Here is a 19,887-nt window from a genome sequence, read left to right on the forward strand (position 1 = left end):
GCGGGCGGCGGCGCAACCGGATCGTCCCGCTGGCCTGCGAGGTTACGGGGTTTTCTTTTTGATCGGTTTGCCTGACCAGTAGCCCGCCAGCAGTGAGCCAGAGAGGTTGTGCCACACCGAGAACAGCGCGCCCGGCAGGGCGGCCAGCGGCGAGAAGTAGAGCTTGCCCAGCGTCGCCGCCAGACCGGAGTTCTGCATGCCGACCTCCAGCGCCAGGGTGCGGCAGGTGGACTCATCGAAGCCAAAGAGCTTACCGCCCCAGTAACCGCCCAGCAGGCCGATCGCGTTATGCAGGATCACCGCCGCGATCACCATCAGGCCCACCGATCCGATAAAGCCCTGACTGCCCGCGACGACCGCGCTGATGATCAGCAGAATACAGATCATCGAAAACGCAGGCAGCCACGGCTCTACGCGGCGAACCACGCTGTTCATGCTGTGATGGATGATCAGGCCCAGGGTAATCGGGATCACGACGATCTTCACGATGCTCAGCAGCATGCCCGCCACATCCACCTGAATATGCGTATCCACATAGAAGCGGGTCAGCAGCGGCGTGGCAAATACGCCCACCAGCGCGGAGACCGAGGAGATGGTCACCGACAGCGCCACATCCCCTTTCGCCAGATAGATCATGACGTTGCTGGCAGTGCCGCTGGCCACGCTGCCGACCAGGATCATGCCGGCGGCCAGATCGGGTGGCATATGGAACAGTTTTGCCAGTCCCCAGGCCGCGAGCGGCATGACCAGATAGTGCAGAAAAGTGCCGGCGATCACCGGCGCAGGCCGGATCAGCACCCGTTTAAAGTCATCGATATTCAGGGTTACCCCCATACCGAACATAATCAGCATCAGCAGATAAGTGACCCAGGGGCCGATGCCGAGAAAGGTGCCTGGCGAGAAATACGCCGCAGCGGATAACAGAACGGCCCAGAGCGGGAACAGGCGGGTCAGGGTGGCGAGCATAGCCAGACTTCCTTATTAGAATGTGATGTTTTATGCAGGGTTTCCCTGTCGGAACGTCAGGCAGGAACGACTGCCGTGACGAGGGCAGGATCATAACATCTCAGGATCGGGACGTAAGGCGAAGATGGGGCGAGGCGGGAAAATGCGGATCGACTGCTGCCGATCCGCAGGATATCGACGAAATTACGCTGCTTTTTCCTGTAAACCACGGTAGATCAAACCACCGATCACCGCCCCGATAACCGGCATCAACCAGAACATCCAGAGCTGAGAGAGCGCCCAGCCGCCCTGGAACAGCGCGGCCGCGGTGCTGCGGGCCGGATTCACCGAGGTGTTGGTTACCGGAATGCTGACCAGATGGATCAGGGTTAACGCCAGGCCAATCGCCACAGGCGCGAAGCCCTTCGGCGCGCGTTCGCTGGTGGCGCCCATGATGACAATCAGGAAGATAGCGGTCATCACCACTTCGGTGATCATGCCCGCCTGCAGGCTGAAGCCGCCCGGCGAATGTTCGCCATAGCCGTTGGCCGCAAAGCCGCTGGCCGTGGCATTGAAGTCGGCTTTGCCGCTGGCGATCAGATAGAGCACTGCGCCCGCAGCGATGCCGCCCGCCAGTTGCGCAAGGATATAGGGGATGGCCTGTGACGCCGGAAAACGGCCGCCCGCCACTAATCCCAGGGTGACCGCCGGGTTAAAGTGACCGCCGGAGATATGCCCCACCGCGTACGCCATGACCAGCACGCTCAGCCCGAAAGCCAGCGCCACGCCCGTGAAGCCGATGCCCAGCCCCGGGAACGCCGCGGCCAGAATGGCACTCCCACAACCGCCCGCGACCAGCACGAAGGTGCCCAGCGCCTCTGCGACTAACCTTTTCATGATATTTCCTAAATTTGGGTGAATTGATTCAGCGGCGGGATTATAAATCTGCGCAAGGGGAGCGCAACGGAGGTGCACGAAATGCGCAAAGAAATGGGTTGCCATTTGGCAATGATCCACTTAACTCTCTGTTTTTACGATCGTTAATGAGACTGGAGTGACAGGAAGGGATCGGGCAGAAACAGGCCATTCAGGCCTATTTTCAGGCCGCGCGAACGCGGCCTGAGGGCAAGGCGCTTTACTCGAACAGGTTGTGATGCAACGTCCGCACCACGCTTTCAGCGTCGTTACCCGGCACCAGGAAGCAGAGGTTGTAGCTGCTGGCACCGTAACAGATCATCCGCAGGTTGAACGGATCCAGCACGCCAAACACCTCTTTGCCGACACCGCAGGCTTTCGACAGCTGGTTGCCGATAATCGCTACCAGCGCCAGATCTTCTTCCACCTCAACCCGGCACAGCGACGAGAGTTCCGTCAGCAGCGCCTGGGTCAGCAGGCTGCCACTGGTCGAGGTGGAGCCGGTGGTGTCCAGAGTCAGCGCCACGCTCACTTCGGAGGTGGTGATGAGATCAACAGAGACGTTGTGACGCGCCAGAATCGCGAAGAGTTCAGCGAGGAACCCAAAGGTATGCAGCATATTCAGGCTGTGCAGCGTGAGCAGCGTCTGCTTGCGGCGCAGCGCCAGCGCCCGGAACAGCGGCGGGTTACGGGTCTCGTTACAGACGCGGGTGCCGCCCGCTGCCGGGTCCTTGCTGGAGCCGACAAAGACCGGAATACCCCGGCGTACGGCCGGCAGCAGCGTCGCCGGATGCAGCACTTTGGCGCCGAAGGTCGCCATTTCGGCGGCCTCTTCGAACGTAATCTCATCGATGCGTTTTGCGGTCGGCACCACGCGCGGATCGGTCGTGTAGATGCCCGGCACATCGGTCCAGATATCCACCCGCGCCGCGTGGAGCGCTTCGCCCAGCAGCGCGGCGGTGTAATCACTGCCGCCACGTCCTAAGGTCGTGGTGCGCCCTTCACTTTCGCTGCCGATAAAGCCCTGCGTCACCACCAGCGCCTCTGCGATGCGTGGCTGCAGTTGTGCCGTTGCCTGCTCTGCCAGCACGGCGACATCCGGTGCGGCCCGGCCAAAGCGGTCGTCTGTGCGCATCACCTTGCGGACATCAAACCATTCGGCGTTGACCTGGCGTTCGCGCAGGATTTCCACAAACAGCAGCGTAGACATCAGCTCGCCGTGGCTGACCAGTTCATCGGTCAGGGCGTGGGAGTTGGCCAGCGAAGCGGCTTCGGAGAGCATGCTGATATTGTCGATCAGGCGATCGATTTCTTCGCGGATCACTGCCGGACGCTGCAGGCGATCAACGATGGCGTACTGGATGCGGCGGATATCCTCCAGCAGCGTCGCGCGCTGGGCAGCCGGCTGGCCTTCCGCCAGCGCCACCAGCAGATTGGTAATGCCCGCCGAGGCGGAAAGCACCACCAGACGCGTGTTCGCATCCTGCAGGACGACATCGGCACTGCGGTTCATCGCTTCAAAATCGGCCACGCTGGTGCCGCCGAATTTTGCCACAATCAGAGTTTGAGACATGTAGGACCTCGTGTCAGGTTATCTTGTTCTCGCCGCAGAAAGGGTCGAGAAACATTCTTTCAGCCAGGCACAAGGAAAGAGCAGAAACGGGCAGACCAGATCGGGTAGACGAGTCACCCAGAAGCGCCCCACCTTGCGAAACGTCGACTGCAGACGTTTCTGGTGACAACCCAGAGGATTCAGCCCCTGTAGCCGACAGACAACACGCCGCGTGCTGAACCGCCTCGGCGTCGCTCCCCATTATGTGTTTTCACCGGATACGGTTCCTCCAACACACTGCCTGGGCGACGCGCCTCTTCTGGCTTGCGCACAGGTGCGCAAGTAGGCGCATAGATTTAGCCTTTTCTGGCCCTGCTGTCAACGCCAGTAAGGCCTGGAATGCCGCATCAGAAAACAAATCAGCCTGTGGCGCAGCGGCTACAGTGCTTAATGGGTTCAGCCTGTGCAGCAATCCCTGATAACGCACAACGTTTTTCACCGGCTTTCACGGCACACTTTGCCGCGAGATGAATCGGCGCCGCACGGGCGCTTCGCACCACACAATGCTGGCGATAAGCGGCCGGTGTGGCGTGCACCAGCCCGCCGGGCACTGACAAAATTTTTCCCTTTCAGTTACAACTGTGGTCATACTGAAACGCTAAACGGGCAGGATCTGCCCCCGATGGAATGACGGTTCTTAATATCAACAAGAGTGTTGCCATGAAAAATATCAATCCGACACAAACCGCAGCCTGGAAAGCGCTGCAACAGCATTTTGAGCAGATGAAATCGGTGGAAATTGCCGACCTGTTCGCCCAGGATGCCGATCGTTTTGCCAAATTCTCTGCCACCTTTGATGATCAGATGCTGGTGGATTTCTCCAAAAACCGCATCACCCAGGAAACCCTCGATAAGTTACAGGCGCTGGCCAGAGAGACCGATCTGAGCAGTGCCATTCACGCGATGTTTTCGGGCGAGAAGATTAACCGCACCGAAGATCGCGCGGTGCTGCACGTCGCCCTGCGCAACCGGAGCAACACGCCGATTCGGGTGGATGGCAAAGATGTGATGCCGGAAGTCAATGCGGTGCTGGAGAAGATGAAAGCCTTCTCCGAACGCATCATCAGCGGCGAGTGGAAAGGCTATACCGGCAAGCCGATCACCGACGTGGTGAATATCGGCATCGGCGGCTCCGATCTGGGTCCGTTTATGGTGACCGAAGCGCTGCGCCCGTACAAAAACCATCTGAACATGCATTTTGTCTCCAACGTTGACGGCACCCACATCGCCGAAACGCTGAAAGATCTCAGCCCGGAAACCACGCTGTTCCTGGTCGCCTCGAAGACCTTCACCACTCAGGAAACCATGACCAACGCCCACAGCGCGCGCGACTGGTTCCTGAAGACAGCCGGTGACCAGCAGCACGTTGCCAAACACTTCGCGGCGCTGTCGACCAACGCCAAAGCGGTGGGTGAATTTGGTATCGACACCAACAACATGTTTGAATTCTGGGACTGGGTGGGCGGCCGCTATTCACTCTGGTCAGCCATCGGCCTGTCGATCATCCTGTCCATCGGTTTCGACAACTTTGAGCAGCTGCTGAGCGGCGCGCACGCCATGGACCAGCACTTCGCCTCTGCCCCGGCGGAACAGAACCTGCCGGTTCTGCTGGCGCTGATTGGCATCTGGTACAACAATTTCTTCGGTGCTGAAACCGAAGCCATTCTGCCTTACGACCAGTACATGCACCGCTTTGCCGCCTACTTCCAGCAGGGCAATATGGAGTCGAACGGTAAGTATGTGGATCGCGACGGTCATCCGGTGGATTACCAGACCGGCCCTATTATCTGGGGCGAACCGGGCACCAACGGCCAGCACGCCTTCTATCAGCTGATCCATCAGGGCACTAAGCTGGTTCCGTGTGACTTTATCGCGCCTGCCATCACCCACAATGCGCTGGCGGATCACCATCCGAAACTGCTCTCAAACTTCTTTGCCCAGACGGAAGCGCTGGCGTTTGGTAAGTCACGCGACGTGGTCGAAAAAGAGTTTACCGATGCCGGTAAGTCTGCTGAATCCGTTGCCCATATCGTGCCGTTCAAGGTGTTTGAGGGTAACCGTCCCACCAACTCCATTCTGCTGCGTGAGATTACGCCTTACAGCCTGGGCGCGCTGATTGCCCTGTATGAGCATAAGATCTTCACTCAGGGCGCTATCCTGAATATCTTCACCTTCGATCAGTGGGGTGTGGAATTAGGTAAGCAGCTGGCGAACCGCATTCTGCCGGAACTGGAAAACGACGACGAAATTACCTCGCACGACAGTTCCACCAATGCCTTAATTAACCGATATAAGTCCTGGCGTTAACCGGCGTTAAATGAACAGGGCAGCGACCGCGCTGCCCTTTTTTTGTCTGTTTTTATCGCGGAACAGGCCTTTTATTCTTTTATGGCGGCGGCTGGGGGCGGGAAAAGTCTTAAAACAGCATGAGATAATTCTGAACCTGCAGAGACAAAACCGGTGCTTATACAGTTTAAAATGGCCCTGAAACGTGACAGCCCTGCCTGTTAAGCCTTGATTAGTAAGCCGATTTAATTCTGGCTGATTTGAGTAAATTCTGATTATTCTTATTCCGTACCAGATATAAATAAAAAAGATGATTACGCTTTGCAACTTATTCGCTGGCAGCAAAATATCTGGTATCCGCCCGAAACCCTCCCATATAAAGAGCAGTTATCGCCAATATTGCTCATTAAATCACGTTCACGCCCCGCTATTTGCCCTGGTTTTTATGGCACTGAACTCTGATATTTTGTTGCCCTATAATGAACGCGCCCGCAATGGGCCTGTCCGTCACGCGGATCGCAGGTTATCTGCATCGTCCGGGTTGCCGGTCAGAGATCCTTCATTCACTCAATGCAGGAAACGTTGTTATGAAAAAAACTATGGTTGCCGGTGCAGCCCTGATCCTCGTTGCTGTCTCTTCCGGCGCGTATGCTGCGCCACAGGAAGCGGGTGAAGCAGGTACTGCAGCAGGCGCGCAGGCGGGAGCAATCTCGTCCGGCACGTCCACCGCTGTGGGTATCGGCGCACTGGGCGCGCTGGTCGGGCTTGGCATTGCCGCTTCTGGCGGTGGTGACGGTGCGAATACCGGTACAACAACCACAACCACGACGAGCACCACTCGTTGATGGCTGACCGGCAGATGTCTGATGGCAGTCCGGTGACTCACGGGCAAGGCTGAATACCCACCGGTGATGCAGCTTTGCAGCGTAGTCTTCCGTGTTGCTGTCAGCGCTGACGGGCAGAGCACTTTTAAACATAACCACACGTCTGTGTGGTTATTTTTACTTTGGCATGACTTATCAGGGACACACAGTGCGCCAACTTCCTCTGCTGCTCGCTTGCCTGCTGCTGCAGGCCTGTACACAAACGCAAAAAGGTCTTGAACAGACGTTGCTGCTGGCGGTTAACGGTCCGGACGACGTCACCGTCACCGATCAACAGGTCAGTAATCTCCCCTATGCCAGTCTCTACGCTCGTCTGAACAACGGCCCGCGCATTTTTGTGGTGCTGGGTTACAACGAGCAGGGTCAGCAGAAATGGGTAACACAGGATCAGGCGATGCTGGTGACACAGCATGGCCGCCTGGTGAAAACTCTGGGCCTGACCGATAACCTGCTGAGCGTCAGTAATCTGCCGCAGGATCCGCTGGCAAACGCCCTGCACCTCAGCAACGGCGCAGGCTGGACCCGTATCGTGCAGTGGACTGAACAGGGCAAAGTTCGCGGCGCAACCGTGCGTTCGACCTTCCAGCGCGGCACCGACGAGGTGCTGACGGTCGCGGGCAACCGCATTCCCTGCCGCGTCTGGCATGAGCAGGTGAGCATCGACAGCCTGCACCGCGAGTGGGAAAACACCTTCTGGATCGATAACAGCAGCGGCGATGTGGTGCAGGCCCATCAGATGCTGGCGGCTGATGCCTTCCCTGTTGAAACCACCATTCTGAAGCCGGCGAAATCATGAAAAAAATCACTTTTTTGCTGGCCGGGCTGAGCCTGTTCAGCACCGCAGGCGCGCAGGCCGCTGCGCAGGTTACGGTCCATGCACCGCACAACGGGGGGCAGGCTGAGCTGAGCCAGGTCGCCGATCTTGCACAGCTGGTGACACTGCCTCCGCTGCAGGCGAATACGGACTGGCGCAGCACGTTTATTGCCGAGCGCGGTGCTACCGCCGTTGCACAGCAGCACTATCAGCAGACGCTGGGCGCATTACGTGCCTGGCGCAGTGACAGCAGTGGTGAGCGGGCCGCGGCCATTGATGAGGTGATCCACCAGCTCAGCGCCATCAGGGTCACAGGACGTCAGTTCACCTCGCTCGACCCGGACTGGATCCGTCTGCATCCGGCAGACAATCGCCGGCTCGAAGGCAGCTACGACCTCTGGCTGCAGGCCCCGTCCGACGCCGTGCTGCTGCTCGGCGCACTGCGTGGCGCAGGCAAAGTGAGCTGGCAGCCGGGCAAGTCGGTGCGCGACTATCTGGAGGGGCATGACGCCCTGTCCGGCGCAGAACGCAACTTTGTCACGGTGATTTCGCCGTCGGGGGCCACACAGCAGGTGCCCGTCGCGTACTGGAATCATCGTCATGCGGAAGTGGAACCCGGCAGCGTGATCTGGCTCGGCTTCTCCTCATGGAGCCTGCCAGGCAGCAGCGACGATCTCAATGACCGCATCCTCTCCGTACTGACTCACCGGATACCAGACTGATGAAAAAACGTTATCTCTTCAGCCTGCTGGCTGTTTCTGTGGCGGCGGCCTGTCAGGCGCAGGCGGACACCTGGCCCGCACCGGTGGGCCCGTCACAATCCGATTTTGGCGGCGTGGGCCTGATGCAGGTGCCGACGGCACGCATGGCCAGAGAGGGTGAGTTCAGCCTCAATGCGCGTGACAACGACCAGTACCGTTACTACTCCGCCTCGCTGCAGCTCTTCCCGTGGCTGGAGACGACCGTGCGGTATACCGACGTGCGGACCCGCCAGTACAGTGCGGTGTCTGAGTTCAGCGGCACCCAGAGCTATAAAGACAAAGCGTTCGACCTGAAACTCCGCCTGTGGCAGGAAGGGTTCTGGCTGCCGGAAGTGGCGGTGGGCACCCGCGATCTCGGCGGCACCGGCCTGTTCGACAGCGAATATCTGGTGGCGACCAAAGCCTGGGGGCCGTTCGACTTTACCCTGGGCCTGGGCTGGGGCTACCTCGGCAACAGCGGCACGGTGAAGAACCCCTTCTGCTCCTACAGCGACAGCTACTGCCAGCGGCCACGGGTCGGCGAAGCCGGCTCCATCAACGGTTCGCAGATGTTCCACGGCCCGACGGCCTTTTTTGGCGGCGTGGAGTATCAGACGCCATGGCAGCCGCTGCGCCTTAAAATGGAGTATGAGGGCAACGACTACCAGAATGACTTCGCGGGCCGGCTGGATCAGCGGAGTAAGCTCAACGTCGGGGCGATCTATCGCGTAACCGACTGGGCGGACATCAACGCCAGCTACGAACGCGGCAACACCTTTATGTTTGGTGTGACCTTCCGCACGAACTTTAACGATCTGCGCCAGTCGCACATCGACAGCGCGAAGCCTGCCTATCAGCCGCAGCCGCAACCGGCCCTGCTGGAGACGACGGTCGTCGGCGATCAGCTGGTCGCGCTGAAAGAGAATGCCGGGCTGGATGGCCCACGCATTCAGACGCAGGGCCACACGCTCTATGTGTCAGGCGAGCAGACGAAGTATCGTGATACCCGCGAAGGCGTCGATCGCGCTAACCGCATCATCATGAACCACCTGCCTGACGGCATCGACACCATCAATGTCACCGAGTCGCGCTTTAACATGCCGCAGGTGACAACGGAGACGAAGGTCGCCAGTCTGCGTCAGGAGCTGGAAGGCTATCCGCTGGGTCATGAGCAGCCGCTGCAGCAGGTTCGCAAAGAGCCGGTCGATCCGGGTAACACGGAACAGGGGATGTTCATCCGCAAAGATCGCCTGAACTACAGCCTGTCGCCGGTACTGAATCAGTCGGTGGGCGGACCGGAAAGCTTCTACATGTATCAGGTCGGCGTCATGGGCAACGTCGATTACTGGCTGACGGATCACCTGCTGGTGGGCGGTAGCCTGTTTGGCAACCTTGCCAACAACTACGACAAGTTCAATTACAACGGCGCTCCGGCGGACTCCACGCTGCCTCGCGTGCGTACCCACATCCGCGACTACGTTGAGAACAACGTCTACGTCAACGATCTGCAGGCAAACTATATGGGCCACCTCGGTAACGGCTTCTATGGTCAGGTCTACGGCGGGTATCTGGAGACGATGTACGGCGGCGTGGGCGGCGAGCTGCTCTACCGACCGGTCGATGCTAACTGGGCGGTGGGCGTTGATGCCAACTACGTCCGTCAGCGTGACTGGGACAACATGATGCAGTTTAACCGCTACAAAGCGGCCACCGGCAACCTGACCGCTTACTGGCGGCCGTGGTTCATGCAGGATGTGCTGGTGAAGACCAGCGTCGGTCAGTATCTGGCGAAAGATAAAGGCGTGACGGTCGATGTGTCGAAGCGCTTCGACAGCGGCGTGATGGTCGGGGTGTATGCCACCAAAACCAACGTGTCGTCTGAAGAGTATGGTGAGGGCGACTTCACCAAAGGCTTCTATATCTCTATCCCGATGGACCTCTTCACCGTGACGCCGACCCGTGGCCGTGCGCAGGTGAACTGGGTGCCGCTGACGCGTGATGGCGGTCAGATGCTGGGTCGTAAGTACCAGCTCTATGACCTGACCTCCGATCGCGACGCGCGCTTCAACTAAGCCGGGGGCGGCTTACGGGCCGCTTCATGCTCCGGAGAGGACCAGGGCTCAGGCTCAGGCTGAACCTGACCACCACACCTGAGCTTAATGCGAAGGGAACAGCGTCAGAAGAGAAAAGCGGCCCGCTGGCCGCTTTTTTTATTCACTCCGCATCGTAGCCGAGATGGGGTGCCAGCCAGCGCTCCACCTCACTCACCGGCATCCCTTTGCGTGCCGCATAATCCTCAACCTGGTCACGCTGGATCTGCGCAACGGCGAAATAGCGACTCTCGGGATGACTGAAATACCAGCCCGACACGGACGCGCCGGGCCACATCGCAAAGGATTCGGTGAGTTTCATGCCGGTCTGCTGCTCCACCGCCAGCAGACGCCAGATAGCGGCTTTTTCAGTGTGCTCCGGGCAGGCCGGATAGCCGGGTGCCGGACGAATTCCCTGATAATTTTCCCGGATCAGCTCTTCATTGCTGAGATTTTCGTTCGGCGCAAAGCCCCAGATGACCTTTCGCACCCGCTCATGCAGATATTCGGCAAAGGCTTCGGCCAGACGGTCCGCCAGCGCCTTCACCATGATCTTGTTGTAATCATCATGCTGGCGATCATAAGCCTCCGCCAGCGCATCCTCTTCCAGTCCGCCCGTCACCGCGAACGCCCCCAGATAATCTGCCTTTCCTGAGGTTTTCGGGGCCACAAAATCGGCCAGGCAGTAGTTCGCGAAGTCCGTTTTCTCGGTCTGCTGACGTAAGTGATGACTTACACACAAAATCTCCTCGCGCCGCTCATCCCGGTAAATATGGATATCATCGCCGACCCGGTTCGCCGGGAAAATCCCGACCACGCCACGCGGCGAGAGCAGGGAGTGTTCGCTCAGCCTGTCGAGCATCGCACCGGCATCGGCAAACAGACGCTGTGCCTCTTCGCCCACCACCTCATCCTCCAGGATGCGGGGATATTTGCCCGCCAGCGACCAGGTCATAAAGAACGGCGTCCAGTCGATATAGTTGCGCAGCGTCGCAATGCTCACCTCCACCTGACTGACGCCCGGCCGATGCGGCACCGGCGGCGTATAGCTCTGCCAGTCGATAACGGTGGCGTTATCGCGCGCCGCCTGCAGCGGGATCGGCGGCGTGCGGGGCTTCTTACGCGCGTGCTGGATGCGCACGGTTTCATACTCTTTGCGGGTTCGCGCGATGAATTCCTCTCTCAGGGTCGGGGAGAGCAGCGACGACACCACGCCCACGGTGCGTGAGGCGTTCTGCACGTAGACGGTCGGGCCGCTGTAGTGCTGCTCAATTTTGACGGCGGTGTGCGCCTTCGAGGTGGTCGCGCCGCCAATCAGCAGCGGCAGCGTAAAGCCCTGCCGCTCCATCTCTTTTGCCATATTGACCATCTCATCCAGCGACGGCGTGATCAGGCCCGATAAGCCGATAATATCGGCATTCACTTCCCGCGCGGTTTTGAGGATTTTCTCGCCCGGCACCATCACGCCGAGATCCACAATCTCGTAGTTATTGCACTGCAGCACCACGCCGACGATGTTCTTGCCGATGTCATGCACATCCCCTTTCACCGTGGCCAGCACGATTTTGCCGTTGCTGCGCCCCGCCTCTTTGCTGGCTTCGATAAAGGGCGCCAGCCAGGCCACCGCCTGCTTCATTACGCGCGCCGATTTCACCACCTGCGGCAGAAACATTTTGCCTTCGCCGAACAGATCGCCCACCACGTTCATGCCGGCCATCAGGGGGCCTTCGATGACCTCAATCGGACGCGGCATCTGCTGGCGCGCCTCTTCGGTATCCTGTTCGATAAAGGTCGTGATCCCTTTGACCAGCGCATACTCCAGCCGCTTCGCAACCGTCCAGCTGCGCCACTCCGCCAGCTGCTGTTCCTGCGCCTCATCGCCTTTTCCGCCGCGGTATTTCTCCGCCAGCGCCAGCAGCCGCTCGGTGCCATCATTGCGCCGGTTCAGAATCACATCTTCCACCGCGTCACGCAGTTCCGCTGGCAGATCGTCATAGATGGCCAGCTGACCTGCGTTGACGATGCCCATATCCATGCCGTTGCGGATGGCGTAATAGAGGAAGACCGCGTGTATCGCTTCACGCACCGGGTCGTTGCCACGGAAGGAAAACGACACGTTGGAGACGCCGCCGGAGATCATCGCATGGGGCAGTTCCCGCCGGATATCTTCACAGGCGCCGATGAAATCCGCAGCGTAGTTATTGTGCTCGTCGATGCCGGTGGCGACCGCAAAGATGTTGGGGTCGAAGATAATGTCTTCCGGCGGGAAACCGACCTGCTCCGTCAGGATCCGGTAGGCCCGGCGACAGATCGCAATTTTACGGGCGCGGGTGTCCGCCTGACCCACCTCATCAAACGCCATCACCACCATCGCCGCGCCGTAACGCCGCACCTGGCGCGCCTGGTGAATAAAGGCCGCTTCGCCCTCTTTCATCGACACCGAATTCACAATCCCTTTGCCCTGAATGCACTGCAGACCCTTTTCAATCACCGCCCATTTCGAGGAGTCGATCATGATCGGCACACGGGCGATGTCGGGTTCACCCGCTATCAGGTTCAGAAAGCGCACCATCGCCGCTTCGGCGTCGAGCATTCCCTCATCCATGTTGATGTCGATGATCTGCGCGCCGTTCTGTACCTGCTGCAGCGCCACCTCCAGCGCCTCGCTATATTTCTCCTCTTTGATCAACCGTTTGAATTTAGCTGAGCCGGTGACGTTGGTGCGCTCACCGACGTTCACAAACAGCGACTCGGCGGTGATGTTCAGCGGCTCCAGGCCAGAAAGGCGACAGGCCACCGGAAGGGTCGGCAGCGGGCGCGGTGCGACCCCGTCCACCGCGCGGGCCATGGCCGCGATATGCTCCGGCGTGGTGCCGCAGCAGCCGCCGATAATATTCAGGAACCCCGCCCTCGCCCACTCACCAATCTGCTCTGCCATCCGCGCGGCATCCAGATCGTACTCCCCGAACGCGTTGGGCAGACCCGCGTTGGGATGCGCGGACACGTAGCTTTCCGCAATCCGCGACAGCTCCGCCACATACTGGCGCAGCTCATCCGGCCCCAGCGCACAGTTCAGCCCAAAGGAGAGCGGTTCCGCGTGGCGCAGGGCGTTGTAAAAGGCTTCGGTGGTCTGGCCGGAGAGCGTGCGGCCGGAGGCGTCGGTAATGGTGCCGGAGATCATCAGCGGCAGCGCAACGCCCAGCGCCTCCATCTCCGCCTGCACCGCATAGACCGCCGCCTTGGCATTCAGCGTATCGAACACGGTTTCGATCATGATGATGTCCGCCCCGCCCGCCACCAGCGCACGGGTCGCTTCGCGATACGCCGCCACCAGCTGGGTGAAGGTAATATTGCGGAAAGCGGGATCGTTAACGTCAGGCGAGATCGAGCAGGTGCGGTTGGTCGGCCCCAGCACCCCCGCCACATAGCGCGGACGATCCGGCGTCTTTGCCGTCCACGCGTCGGCACAGGCGCGCGCCAGCCGGGCGGCTTCAAGATTGATCTCCGCCGCCAGGCTCTCCATCAGGTAGTCCGCCATCGCGATCGACGTGGCGTTGAAGGTGTTGGTTTCGAGAATATCCGCCCCTGCGGCCAGATAGGCGTCGTGGATCTCGCGGATCACCTGCGGCTGGCTCAGCACCAGCAGATCGTTGTTGCCTTTCAGATCGCAGGGCCAGTCAGCGAACCGGCTGCCGCGAAACGCTTGCTCTTCCAGCCCGTAGCGCTGGATCATGGTGCCCATGCCGCCATCCAGCACCATAATGCGTTGGGCGAGCTGCTGATGTAACGCGTCGATTTTTCTGCTCACTGTTGCCCCATTTCACGTCAGTCTGCTGGCGAAAACCCCGATTTTCATTCTGGCACAAGCTGGTCAGGCGACAAAGTGACCACAGATAAGACATTTTCAGCACGACGTGACAGGTCTGACCAGAAAACCAGCGTTTGCAAACCGGCGGATTAAAACGAAAATGATTTCCACAATGCAAAAGGAGAAACACGATGGCAACGCCGGTTCCTGTAAAGCGTGGCAAGAAACCAAGAAGCTCCCCTGCCGCCGCGCCAGCGGGGGGACAGGTACAGTCGCTGACCCGTGGCCTGACGCTGCTGGAGCTGATTGCCGATTCACATGGCAGCGTCGCCTTGACCGAACTGGCGCAGCAGGCGGGCCTGCCAAACTCCACCACACATCGCCTGCTCAGCACCATGCAGCAGCAGGGCTTTGTCCGCCAGGTCGGCGATCTGGGTCTCTGGACGATGGGCGCGCACGCCTTTGTGGTCGGCAGCAGTTTTCTGCAGAGCCGGAATCTGCTGGCGCTGGTGCATCCGGTGCTGCGCAGCCTGATGGAGCAGTCCGGCGAAACGGTCAATCTGGCGGTGCTGGATCTCAGCGATCACCAGGCGGTGATCATCGATCAGGTGCAGTGTACCCAGCTGATGCGGATGTCAGCGCCGATTGGCGGCAAGCTGCCGATGCATGCATCAGGCGCGGGCAAAGCGTTTCTGGCGCATCTGGGCGAGGATCAGGTCACGGCCCTGCTGCATCAGAAAGGGCTGCACTACTACACGCCGAAAACCCTGATGTCACCGCAGAGCCTGAAAGAGAATCTGGCGCAGGTGCGCAAAGCGGGCTTTTCGCTGGATGATGAGGAGCATGCGCTGGGGCTGCGCTGCGTGGCCGCGCCTATCTATGATGAGCATGGCGACGCGTTTGCCGCGCTCTCCATCTCCGGCCCCATTGCCCGCATGACAGACGATCGCATTACCGAACTGGGGGCGCTGGTCATCCGGGAAGCGCGTCAGGTCACGCTGGCGTATAGCGGCCGTTAATCGCTTCAGCGGCGTAGCAGACGCTGAAACGCTGCGTCTGCCGCCAGGCGATCACCTCTTCCACATGGCCGCGGGCGATGCGCTGCTGCTGGGCGCGCCACCAGCCAGCGTCGAATAGCTCCGGATGCAGCGCCAGCAGCAATGCGCCGGTCACGGCTTCGCTGCATAACGCATAGCGGAAGGTTTCCGGAAAGACATCGTCCGGCCCGACGCTGTACCACGGCTCGGCGCTCAGCTCATCCTCCTCATAGCGCGCCGCAGGCACCTCACGAAAGTTCAGATCCTGCATCGGGCGAATCTCATCGTAGTCGTAGAAGATCACCCGGCCGTGACGGGTGATGCCGAAGTTTTTAAACAGCATGTCGCCCGGAAAGATATTGGCCGCCGCCAGCTGTTTGATGGCATTGCCATACTCATCGATAGCGTGCTGGCGCTCGGCGGCGCTGGCCTGCGCCAGATAGAGATTGAGCGGTTGCATACGCCGTTCCAGCCACAGATGACGAACGATCAGGCGATCCCCTTCGACATGCAGTTTCTCCGCCACGCAGGCGTAAAGTTCCGCCAGCAGTGCCGGTGAAAGGCGCGCCAGCGGCAGCGCAAACTGCTCGAACTCCTGGGTATCCGCCATCCTCCCCACGCGATCGTGCTCTTTAACCTGCTGATAGCAGGCGCGGACCTGCGCTTCCGTCACCTCTTTTTGCGGTGCAAAGCGATCCCGGATGACCTTAAAGACCCAGTCAAAGCCCGGCAGCGTAAAGACCAGCATCACCATGCCACGCACGCCGGGCGCGATCTCAAACGCCGCCCTGTTCTCGGCCAGCGCCTGAAGATATTCGCGATAACATTCGGTCTTACCGTGCTTCTGGCAGCCGATCGCCATGTAGCGCTCCGCCAGCGTTTTGCCGGGCAGAATCGGCTGCAGCCAGGCGACCAGCGCCGCCGGCACCGGGGCATACACCATGAAATAGGCGCGGGCAAAACCGAAAACGATGCTGGCGTCGTTCACATCGGTCAGACAGGTGTCGATCCACAGTTCGCCCGCGTCACTGCGCTGGACGGGCAGCAGACAGGGAAAGATCCCCTCCGGCAGATGCAGACGCGCCACCAGCCAGGCGGTTTTGTTGCGGTAGAAAAGCTCGCTGTTGACCTCAAGCCAGCCCTGGTTCAGCCGGGGAAAGTGCGACTGCAGGTGGCGGACAATCCAGCCGACATCGCGCGCACGATGCTGCCACGGCAGGGTGAAAGGCAGATCGTCCAGCACCTGATCCACCAGCGGCCGCCAGCCCCGCTGCGGCTGATACGTGCGCGACAGCGGACGCAGGGGCGTGACGGGCGCGGTGCGGGACTGAGAGGTGAAGATAAACAGCCGATCCGGCTGCAGATCGGCATGTCCGTGTAACCGGCAGTAGACGGAATTGAAAAAGCTTTCGGCAATTTCATGCCGGGGATAGCCGGGCAGCAGGCTCTGATAGTGATCCTTGACCCGCAGCCAGAACGTCACATCCCAGTCTGCTGCGCCGTTCAGCACCCGCAGCTGGTCAGCGACCAGGCTGACATGATGATCATAGAGATGAATACGGGCTTTCATGGCATGCTGCACCGCCTGCCATTCCGCCTGTTCAAAGCGCTGCTGCGCGCCAGCCGTAATGTCGAGGAAGCGGCCATACTGCGCATCAAACCCCTGCAGAATGGTGTGGGCGATCAGCGATTCGCGTGGCGGCATAATCGGCTCCGGTCAGTGCCCGCCCGCACAGGGCGGGCGGGGGATCAGTCAGCGGAAAAGGTCAGAACTGATGCTCCTCGGTGGAGCCGGTCAGCGCCGTCACCGACGATTTTCCTCCCTGAATGATATTGGTCACCTGATCGAAATAGCCGGTGCCCACCTCCTGCTGGTGCGAGGAGAAGCTGTAACCGCGATCGCGGGCGGCGAACTCAGGCTGCTGAACCTTTTCAACGTAGTGACGCATGCCTTCACCCTGTGCGTAGGCGTGAGCCAGATCGAACATGTTGAACCACATGCTGTGGATGCCCGCCAGCGTGATGAACTGGAAGCGATAGCCCATGTCGCTGAGCGACTGCTGAAACTTCGCGATGGTGCGATCGTCGAGGTTCTTTTTCCAGTTGAACGAAGGCGAACAGTTGTACGCCAGCAGCTTGCCCGGAAAACGGTCATGAATGGCATCGGCAAAGCGCTGCGCCATCGCCAGATCGGGCGTGGAGGTTTCGCACCACAGGATGTCCGCGTATGGCGCATAGGCCAGCCCGCGGCTGATCGCCTGCTCAATCCCGGCATGGGTGCGGAAGAAACCTTCAGCCGTGCGATCGCCGCGGATAAAGGGCCGATCATATTCGTCGCAGTCGGAGGTCAGCAGATCGGCCGCATCGGCATCGGTCCGGGCCAGCAGCAGGGTTGGCACTCCCATCACATCCGCAGCCAGTCGTGCCGCGACCAGTTTCTGAATCGCTTCCTGCGTCGGCACCAGCACTTTGCCGCCCATGTGACCACATTTTTTGACCGCCGCCAGCTGATCTTCGAAGTGAACCGCCGCCGCGCCCGCCTGAATCATCGCCTTCATCAGCTCAAACGCATTCAGCACGCCGCCAAATCCTGCTTCTGCGTCCGCCACGATCGGCAGAAAGAAATCGATGTGGCGGCTGTCACCGGCTTCAATACCGCCGGACCACTGAATCTGATCGGCGCGCTGGAAGGTCTGATTTATGCGCGAAACCACCTCCGGCACCGAGTTCACCGGATAGAGCGACTGATCCGGATACATCTGCCCCGCCACGTTGGCATCCGCCGCCACCTGCCAGCCGGAGAGGTAGATCGCCTCGATGCCCGCTTTCGCCTGCTGCAGTGCCTGCCCGCCCGTCAGCGCGCCCAGGCTGTTGACATACCCTTTCCTCGCCCCGCCGTTCAGCAGCGCCCAGAGCTTTTCCGCGCCGCGCGTGGCCAGCGTACAGGCGGGCAGAACCGATCCGCGCAGATTAACCACCTCTGCCGCGCTGTAGGGACGGGTAATTCCCTGCCAGCGTGCGGTCTGCCAGAGTTGTTCGAGTTGTTCTGTCTGTTGAGTACGTGTCATGGCAATAGCTCCTCTGTCTGGGGGATCAGGCGATAGCCTGGCAGGGTAAGAAAGGAAACCAGCTCGCGCTCCGTGGTGATCTGCGCCATCAGCTGCGCCGCATCGCTATAGCGGCCGGCGCTGAAGTGCGTTTCGCCCAGCGCATTCTGCAGCAGGTGCAGCTCTTCATTCAGCCAGCGCAGAAACAGTTCGGCGGTGACCAGCTGGCCATTGCTGAGGCGCTGCTGATGACGAATCCACTGCCAGATAGAGGTGCGTGCGATCTCTGCGGTCGCCGCATCTTCCATCAGCCCGTCAATCGGCACGCAGCCATTGCCGCTGATCCAGGCCTCCAGATAGTGCAGCGCGACACGGATGTTGGCGCGCATTCCGGCCTCGGTTCGCTCACCCGGACAGGGCGCGAGCAACTGCTCTGCGGTGATGGGCGCATCCTCTTCACGCAGGATGTGCAGCTGGTTCGATCGCCTGCCCAGTGCGGCATCGAAAACCGCCATCGCGGTATCGGCCAGACCAGGGTGCGCAATCCAGGTGCCGTCGTGGCCGTTACCGGCTTCCCGCTGCTTATCTTCCTTTACGCGCTGCAGGACCCAGGCGTTGCGCGAGGGATCTTTCGCAGGGATCAGCGCCGACATGCCGCCCATCGCAAACGCGCCCCGTCGATGGCAGGTTTTGATCAGCAGCCGTGAATAGGCATTCAGGAACGGCTGATCCATGGTGACGGACTGGCGATCGGGCAGCACACGATCGGCATGCTGTTTCAGGGTCTTGATATAGCTGAAGATATAATCCCAGCGACCGCAGTTGAGGCCGGTGATGTGATCGCGCAGATTCCACAGGATCTCATCCATCTGAAAAACGGCGGGTAAGGTTTCGATCAGTACCGTGGCCTTGATCGTTCCGCGAGGAAGATCGAAGTGATCCTCACTGAAACTGAAGATCTCACGCCACCAGGCGATCTCCTGCCAGCTCTCGGTCTTTGGCAGATAGAAGTATGGCCCGCTGCCTTTGGCCAGCAGGGGACGAACGTTGTGGAAGAAGTAGAGCGCAAAGTCGAACAGACCGCCCGGAATCGCCTCACCCTGCCAGCTGACATGCTTTTCTGACAGATGCAGGCCGCGAACCCGGCACATCAGGACCGCAGGAGTGGCACCTAACTGATAGATTTTGCCGTTATCGCTGGTAAAACTCAGCGTGCCCTGCACCGCCTCCTGCAGTGTGAGCTGACCTTCGATCAGTTTCTTCCATTCCGGCGACAGCGAATCCTCAAAGTCAGCCATAAAGACTTTTACGTTGGCATTCAGCGCGTTAATCACCATTTTGCGATCGGGCGGACCGGTAATCTCAACCCGGCGATCGACTAAATCTGCCGGAATAGGTTGAATGCGCCACTCACTTTCTCTTATGGAAGCGGTTTCCATATCAAAGTCCGGCAGATAGCCCTGATCGTAACGAAGCTGGCGCTGCTGACGCGCCAATAACAGGGCTTCGCGCTGTGGGGCAAAGCGCGCGACCACGCTTTCAAGGAAGGCAATCGCGTCGGGGGTTAACACCCGCTGTTCGGCATGGCTAAAGGGCTGGCTGAAAATCAGGGAATGGCTGATCACTGAGTCTGTCATGCTGGCGCTCTCCTGTATTCAAAGGATCGTTTGCAGCGGATCCATAGGGTGCTGGTTTTATGAGCTACAGGA

Annotated in this window: 13 protein-coding genes and 1 riboswitch; of the genes, 6 read left to right on the forward strand and 7 right to left on the reverse strand. The window is 59.8% G+C overall.

Features of this window, described 5'->3' with window-relative positions:
• Positions 1-42 precede the first annotated feature (42 nt).
• The 3 genes from panS to lysC form a co-directional block, all read right to left on the reverse strand.
• Complete coding sequence (gene panS / locus J1C59_RS17695) at positions 43-966, reverse strand: ketopantoate/pantoate/pantothenate transporter PanS (RefSeq protein ID WP_128084944.1); 924 nt, start codon at positions 964-966, stop codon at positions 43-45.
• A gap of 183 nt (positions 967-1,149) precedes the next feature.
• Positions 1,150-1,842 carry an aquaporin Z gene (aqpZ, locus tag J1C59_RS17700; protein ID WP_128084943.1) on the reverse strand — a complete coding sequence of 231 codons (693 nt, stop codon included), beginning with the start codon at positions 1,840-1,842 and terminating at the stop codon, positions 1,150-1,152.
• 238 nt (positions 1,843-2,080) lie between these two features.
• Complete coding sequence (gene lysC / locus J1C59_RS17705; protein ID WP_128084942.1) at positions 2,081-3,433, reverse strand: lysine-sensitive aspartokinase 3; 1,353 nt, start codon at positions 3,431-3,433, stop codon at positions 2,081-2,083.
• Between the two features lie 113 nt (positions 3,434-3,546).
• Positions 3,547-3,739: riboswitch (Lysine riboswitch) on the reverse strand.
• Positions 3,740-4,132: 393 nt separating this feature from the next.
• Between lysC and pgi the strand changes: the two genes are divergently transcribed.
• The 5 genes from pgi (at position 4,133) to J1C59_RS17730 (ending at position 10,268) form a co-directional block, all read left to right on the forward strand.
• Positions 4,133-5,779, forward strand: coding sequence for a glucose-6-phosphate isomerase (gene pgi / locus J1C59_RS17710; RefSeq protein ID WP_128084941.1), 1,647 nt, complete (start codon positions 4,133-4,135; stop codon positions 5,777-5,779).
• A 566-nt stretch (positions 5,780-6,345) separates the two neighbouring features.
• On the forward strand, positions 6,346-6,603 hold the full coding sequence (yjbE, locus tag J1C59_RS17715) for an exopolysaccharide production protein YjbE (protein ID WP_111142061.1): 258 nt from the start codon (positions 6,346-6,348) through the stop codon (positions 6,601-6,603).
• A gap of 187 nt (positions 6,604-6,790) precedes the next feature.
• Entirely contained in the window at positions 6,791-7,438 is a 648-nt protein-coding gene (locus J1C59_RS17720) for a YjbF family lipoprotein (RefSeq protein ID WP_128084940.1), read from the forward strand.
• Positions 7,435-8,178 carry a capsule biosynthesis GfcC family protein gene (locus J1C59_RS17725; RefSeq protein ID WP_128084939.1) on the forward strand — a complete coding sequence of 248 codons (744 nt, stop codon included), beginning with the start codon at positions 7,435-7,437 and terminating at the stop codon, positions 8,176-8,178. The genes J1C59_RS17720 and J1C59_RS17725 overlap by 4 nt, the downstream gene beginning before the upstream one ends.
• On the forward strand, positions 8,178-10,268 hold the full coding sequence (locus J1C59_RS17730) for a YjbH domain-containing protein (protein ID WP_128084938.1): 2,091 nt from the start codon (positions 8,178-8,180) through the stop codon (positions 10,266-10,268). The genes J1C59_RS17725 and J1C59_RS17730 overlap by 1 nt, the downstream gene beginning before the upstream one ends.
• A gap of 142 nt (positions 10,269-10,410) precedes the next feature.
• On the opposite strand, the gene metH is transcribed toward J1C59_RS17730, so the two are convergent.
• Positions 10,411-14,046, reverse strand: a complete 3,636-nt coding sequence (metH, locus tag J1C59_RS17735; RefSeq protein ID WP_422615490.1) for a methionine synthase — start codon at positions 14,044-14,046, stop codon at positions 10,411-10,413.
• A 239-nt stretch (positions 14,047-14,285) separates the two neighbouring features.
• On the opposite strand from metH, the gene iclR reads away from it, so the two are divergent.
• On the forward strand, positions 14,286-15,113 hold the full coding sequence (gene iclR, locus J1C59_RS17740) for a glyoxylate bypass operon transcriptional repressor IclR (protein ID WP_128086639.1): 828 nt from the start codon (positions 14,286-14,288) through the stop codon (positions 15,111-15,113).
• Here the strand turns inward: iclR and aceK are convergent.
• The 3 genes from aceK to aceB form a co-directional block, all read right to left on the reverse strand.
• Positions 15,088-16,836, reverse strand: a complete 1,749-nt coding sequence (aceK, locus tag J1C59_RS17745) for a bifunctional isocitrate dehydrogenase kinase/phosphatase (RefSeq protein ID WP_128086640.1) — start codon at positions 16,834-16,836, stop codon at positions 15,088-15,090. The two genes, iclR and aceK, sit on opposite strands and share 26 nt — an antisense overlap.
• Before the next feature lie 61 nt (positions 16,837-16,897).
• Positions 16,898-18,199 carry an isocitrate lyase gene (gene aceA / locus J1C59_RS17750; RefSeq protein ID WP_167498242.1) on the reverse strand — a complete coding sequence of 434 codons (1,302 nt, stop codon included), beginning with the start codon at positions 18,197-18,199 and terminating at the stop codon, positions 16,898-16,900.
• Positions 18,196-19,815 carry a malate synthase A gene (aceB, locus tag J1C59_RS17755; protein ID WP_140916790.1) on the reverse strand — a complete coding sequence of 540 codons (1,620 nt, stop codon included), beginning with the start codon at positions 19,813-19,815 and terminating at the stop codon, positions 18,196-18,198. The genes aceA and aceB overlap by 4 nt, the downstream gene beginning before the upstream one ends.
• Positions 19,816-19,887: the final 72 nt, after the last annotated feature.

It is taken from the genome of Pantoea deleyi (assembly GCF_022647325.1).
GTDB classification, from domain to species: domain Bacteria; phylum Pseudomonadota; class Gammaproteobacteria; order Enterobacterales; family Enterobacteriaceae; genus Pantoea; species Pantoea deleyi.

Bases quoted from the DNA above. Each gene is read 5' to 3' on its own strand.
- J1C59_RS17730 (WP_128084938.1), top strand. From the start codon at position 8,178: ATGAAAAAACGTTATCTCTTCAGCCTGCTGGCTGTTTCTGTGGCGGCG.
- iclR (WP_128086639.1), top strand. From the start codon at position 14,286: ATGGCAACGCCGGTTCCTGTAAAGCGTGGCAAGAAACCAAGAAGCTCC.
- pgi (WP_128084941.1), top strand. From the start codon at position 4,133: ATGAAAAATATCAATCCGACACAAACCGCAGCCTGGAAAGCGCTGCAA.
- aceA (WP_167498242.1), bottom strand. From the start codon at position 18,199: ATGACACGTACTCAACAGACAGAACAACTCGAACAACTCTGGCAGACC.
- metH (WP_422615490.1), bottom strand. From the start codon at position 14,046: ATGGTGCTGGATGGCGGCATGGGCACCATGATCCAGCGCTACGGGCTG.
- panS (WP_128084944.1), bottom strand. From the start codon at position 966: ATGCTCGCCACCCTGACCCGCCTGTTCCCGCTCTGGGCCGTTCTGTTA.
- aceK (WP_128086640.1), bottom strand. From the start codon at position 16,836: ATGCCGCCACGCGAATCGCTGATCGCCCACACCATTCTGCAGGGGTTT.
- yjbE (WP_111142061.1), top strand. From the start codon at position 6,346: ATGAAAAAAACTATGGTTGCCGGTGCAGCCCTGATCCTCGTTGCTGTC.
- J1C59_RS17725 (WP_128084939.1), top strand. From the start codon at position 7,435: ATGAAAAAAATCACTTTTTTGCTGGCCGGGCTGAGCCTGTTCAGCACC.
- aceB (WP_140916790.1), bottom strand. From the start codon at position 19,815: ATGACAGACTCAGTGATCAGCCATTCCCTGATTTTCAGCCAGCCCTTT.
- lysC (WP_128084942.1), bottom strand. From the start codon at position 3,433: ATGTCTCAAACTCTGATTGTGGCAAAATTCGGCGGCACCAGCGTGGCC.
- aqpZ (WP_128084943.1), bottom strand. From the start codon at position 1,842: ATGAAAAGGTTAGTCGCAGAGGCGCTGGGCACCTTCGTGCTGGTCGCG.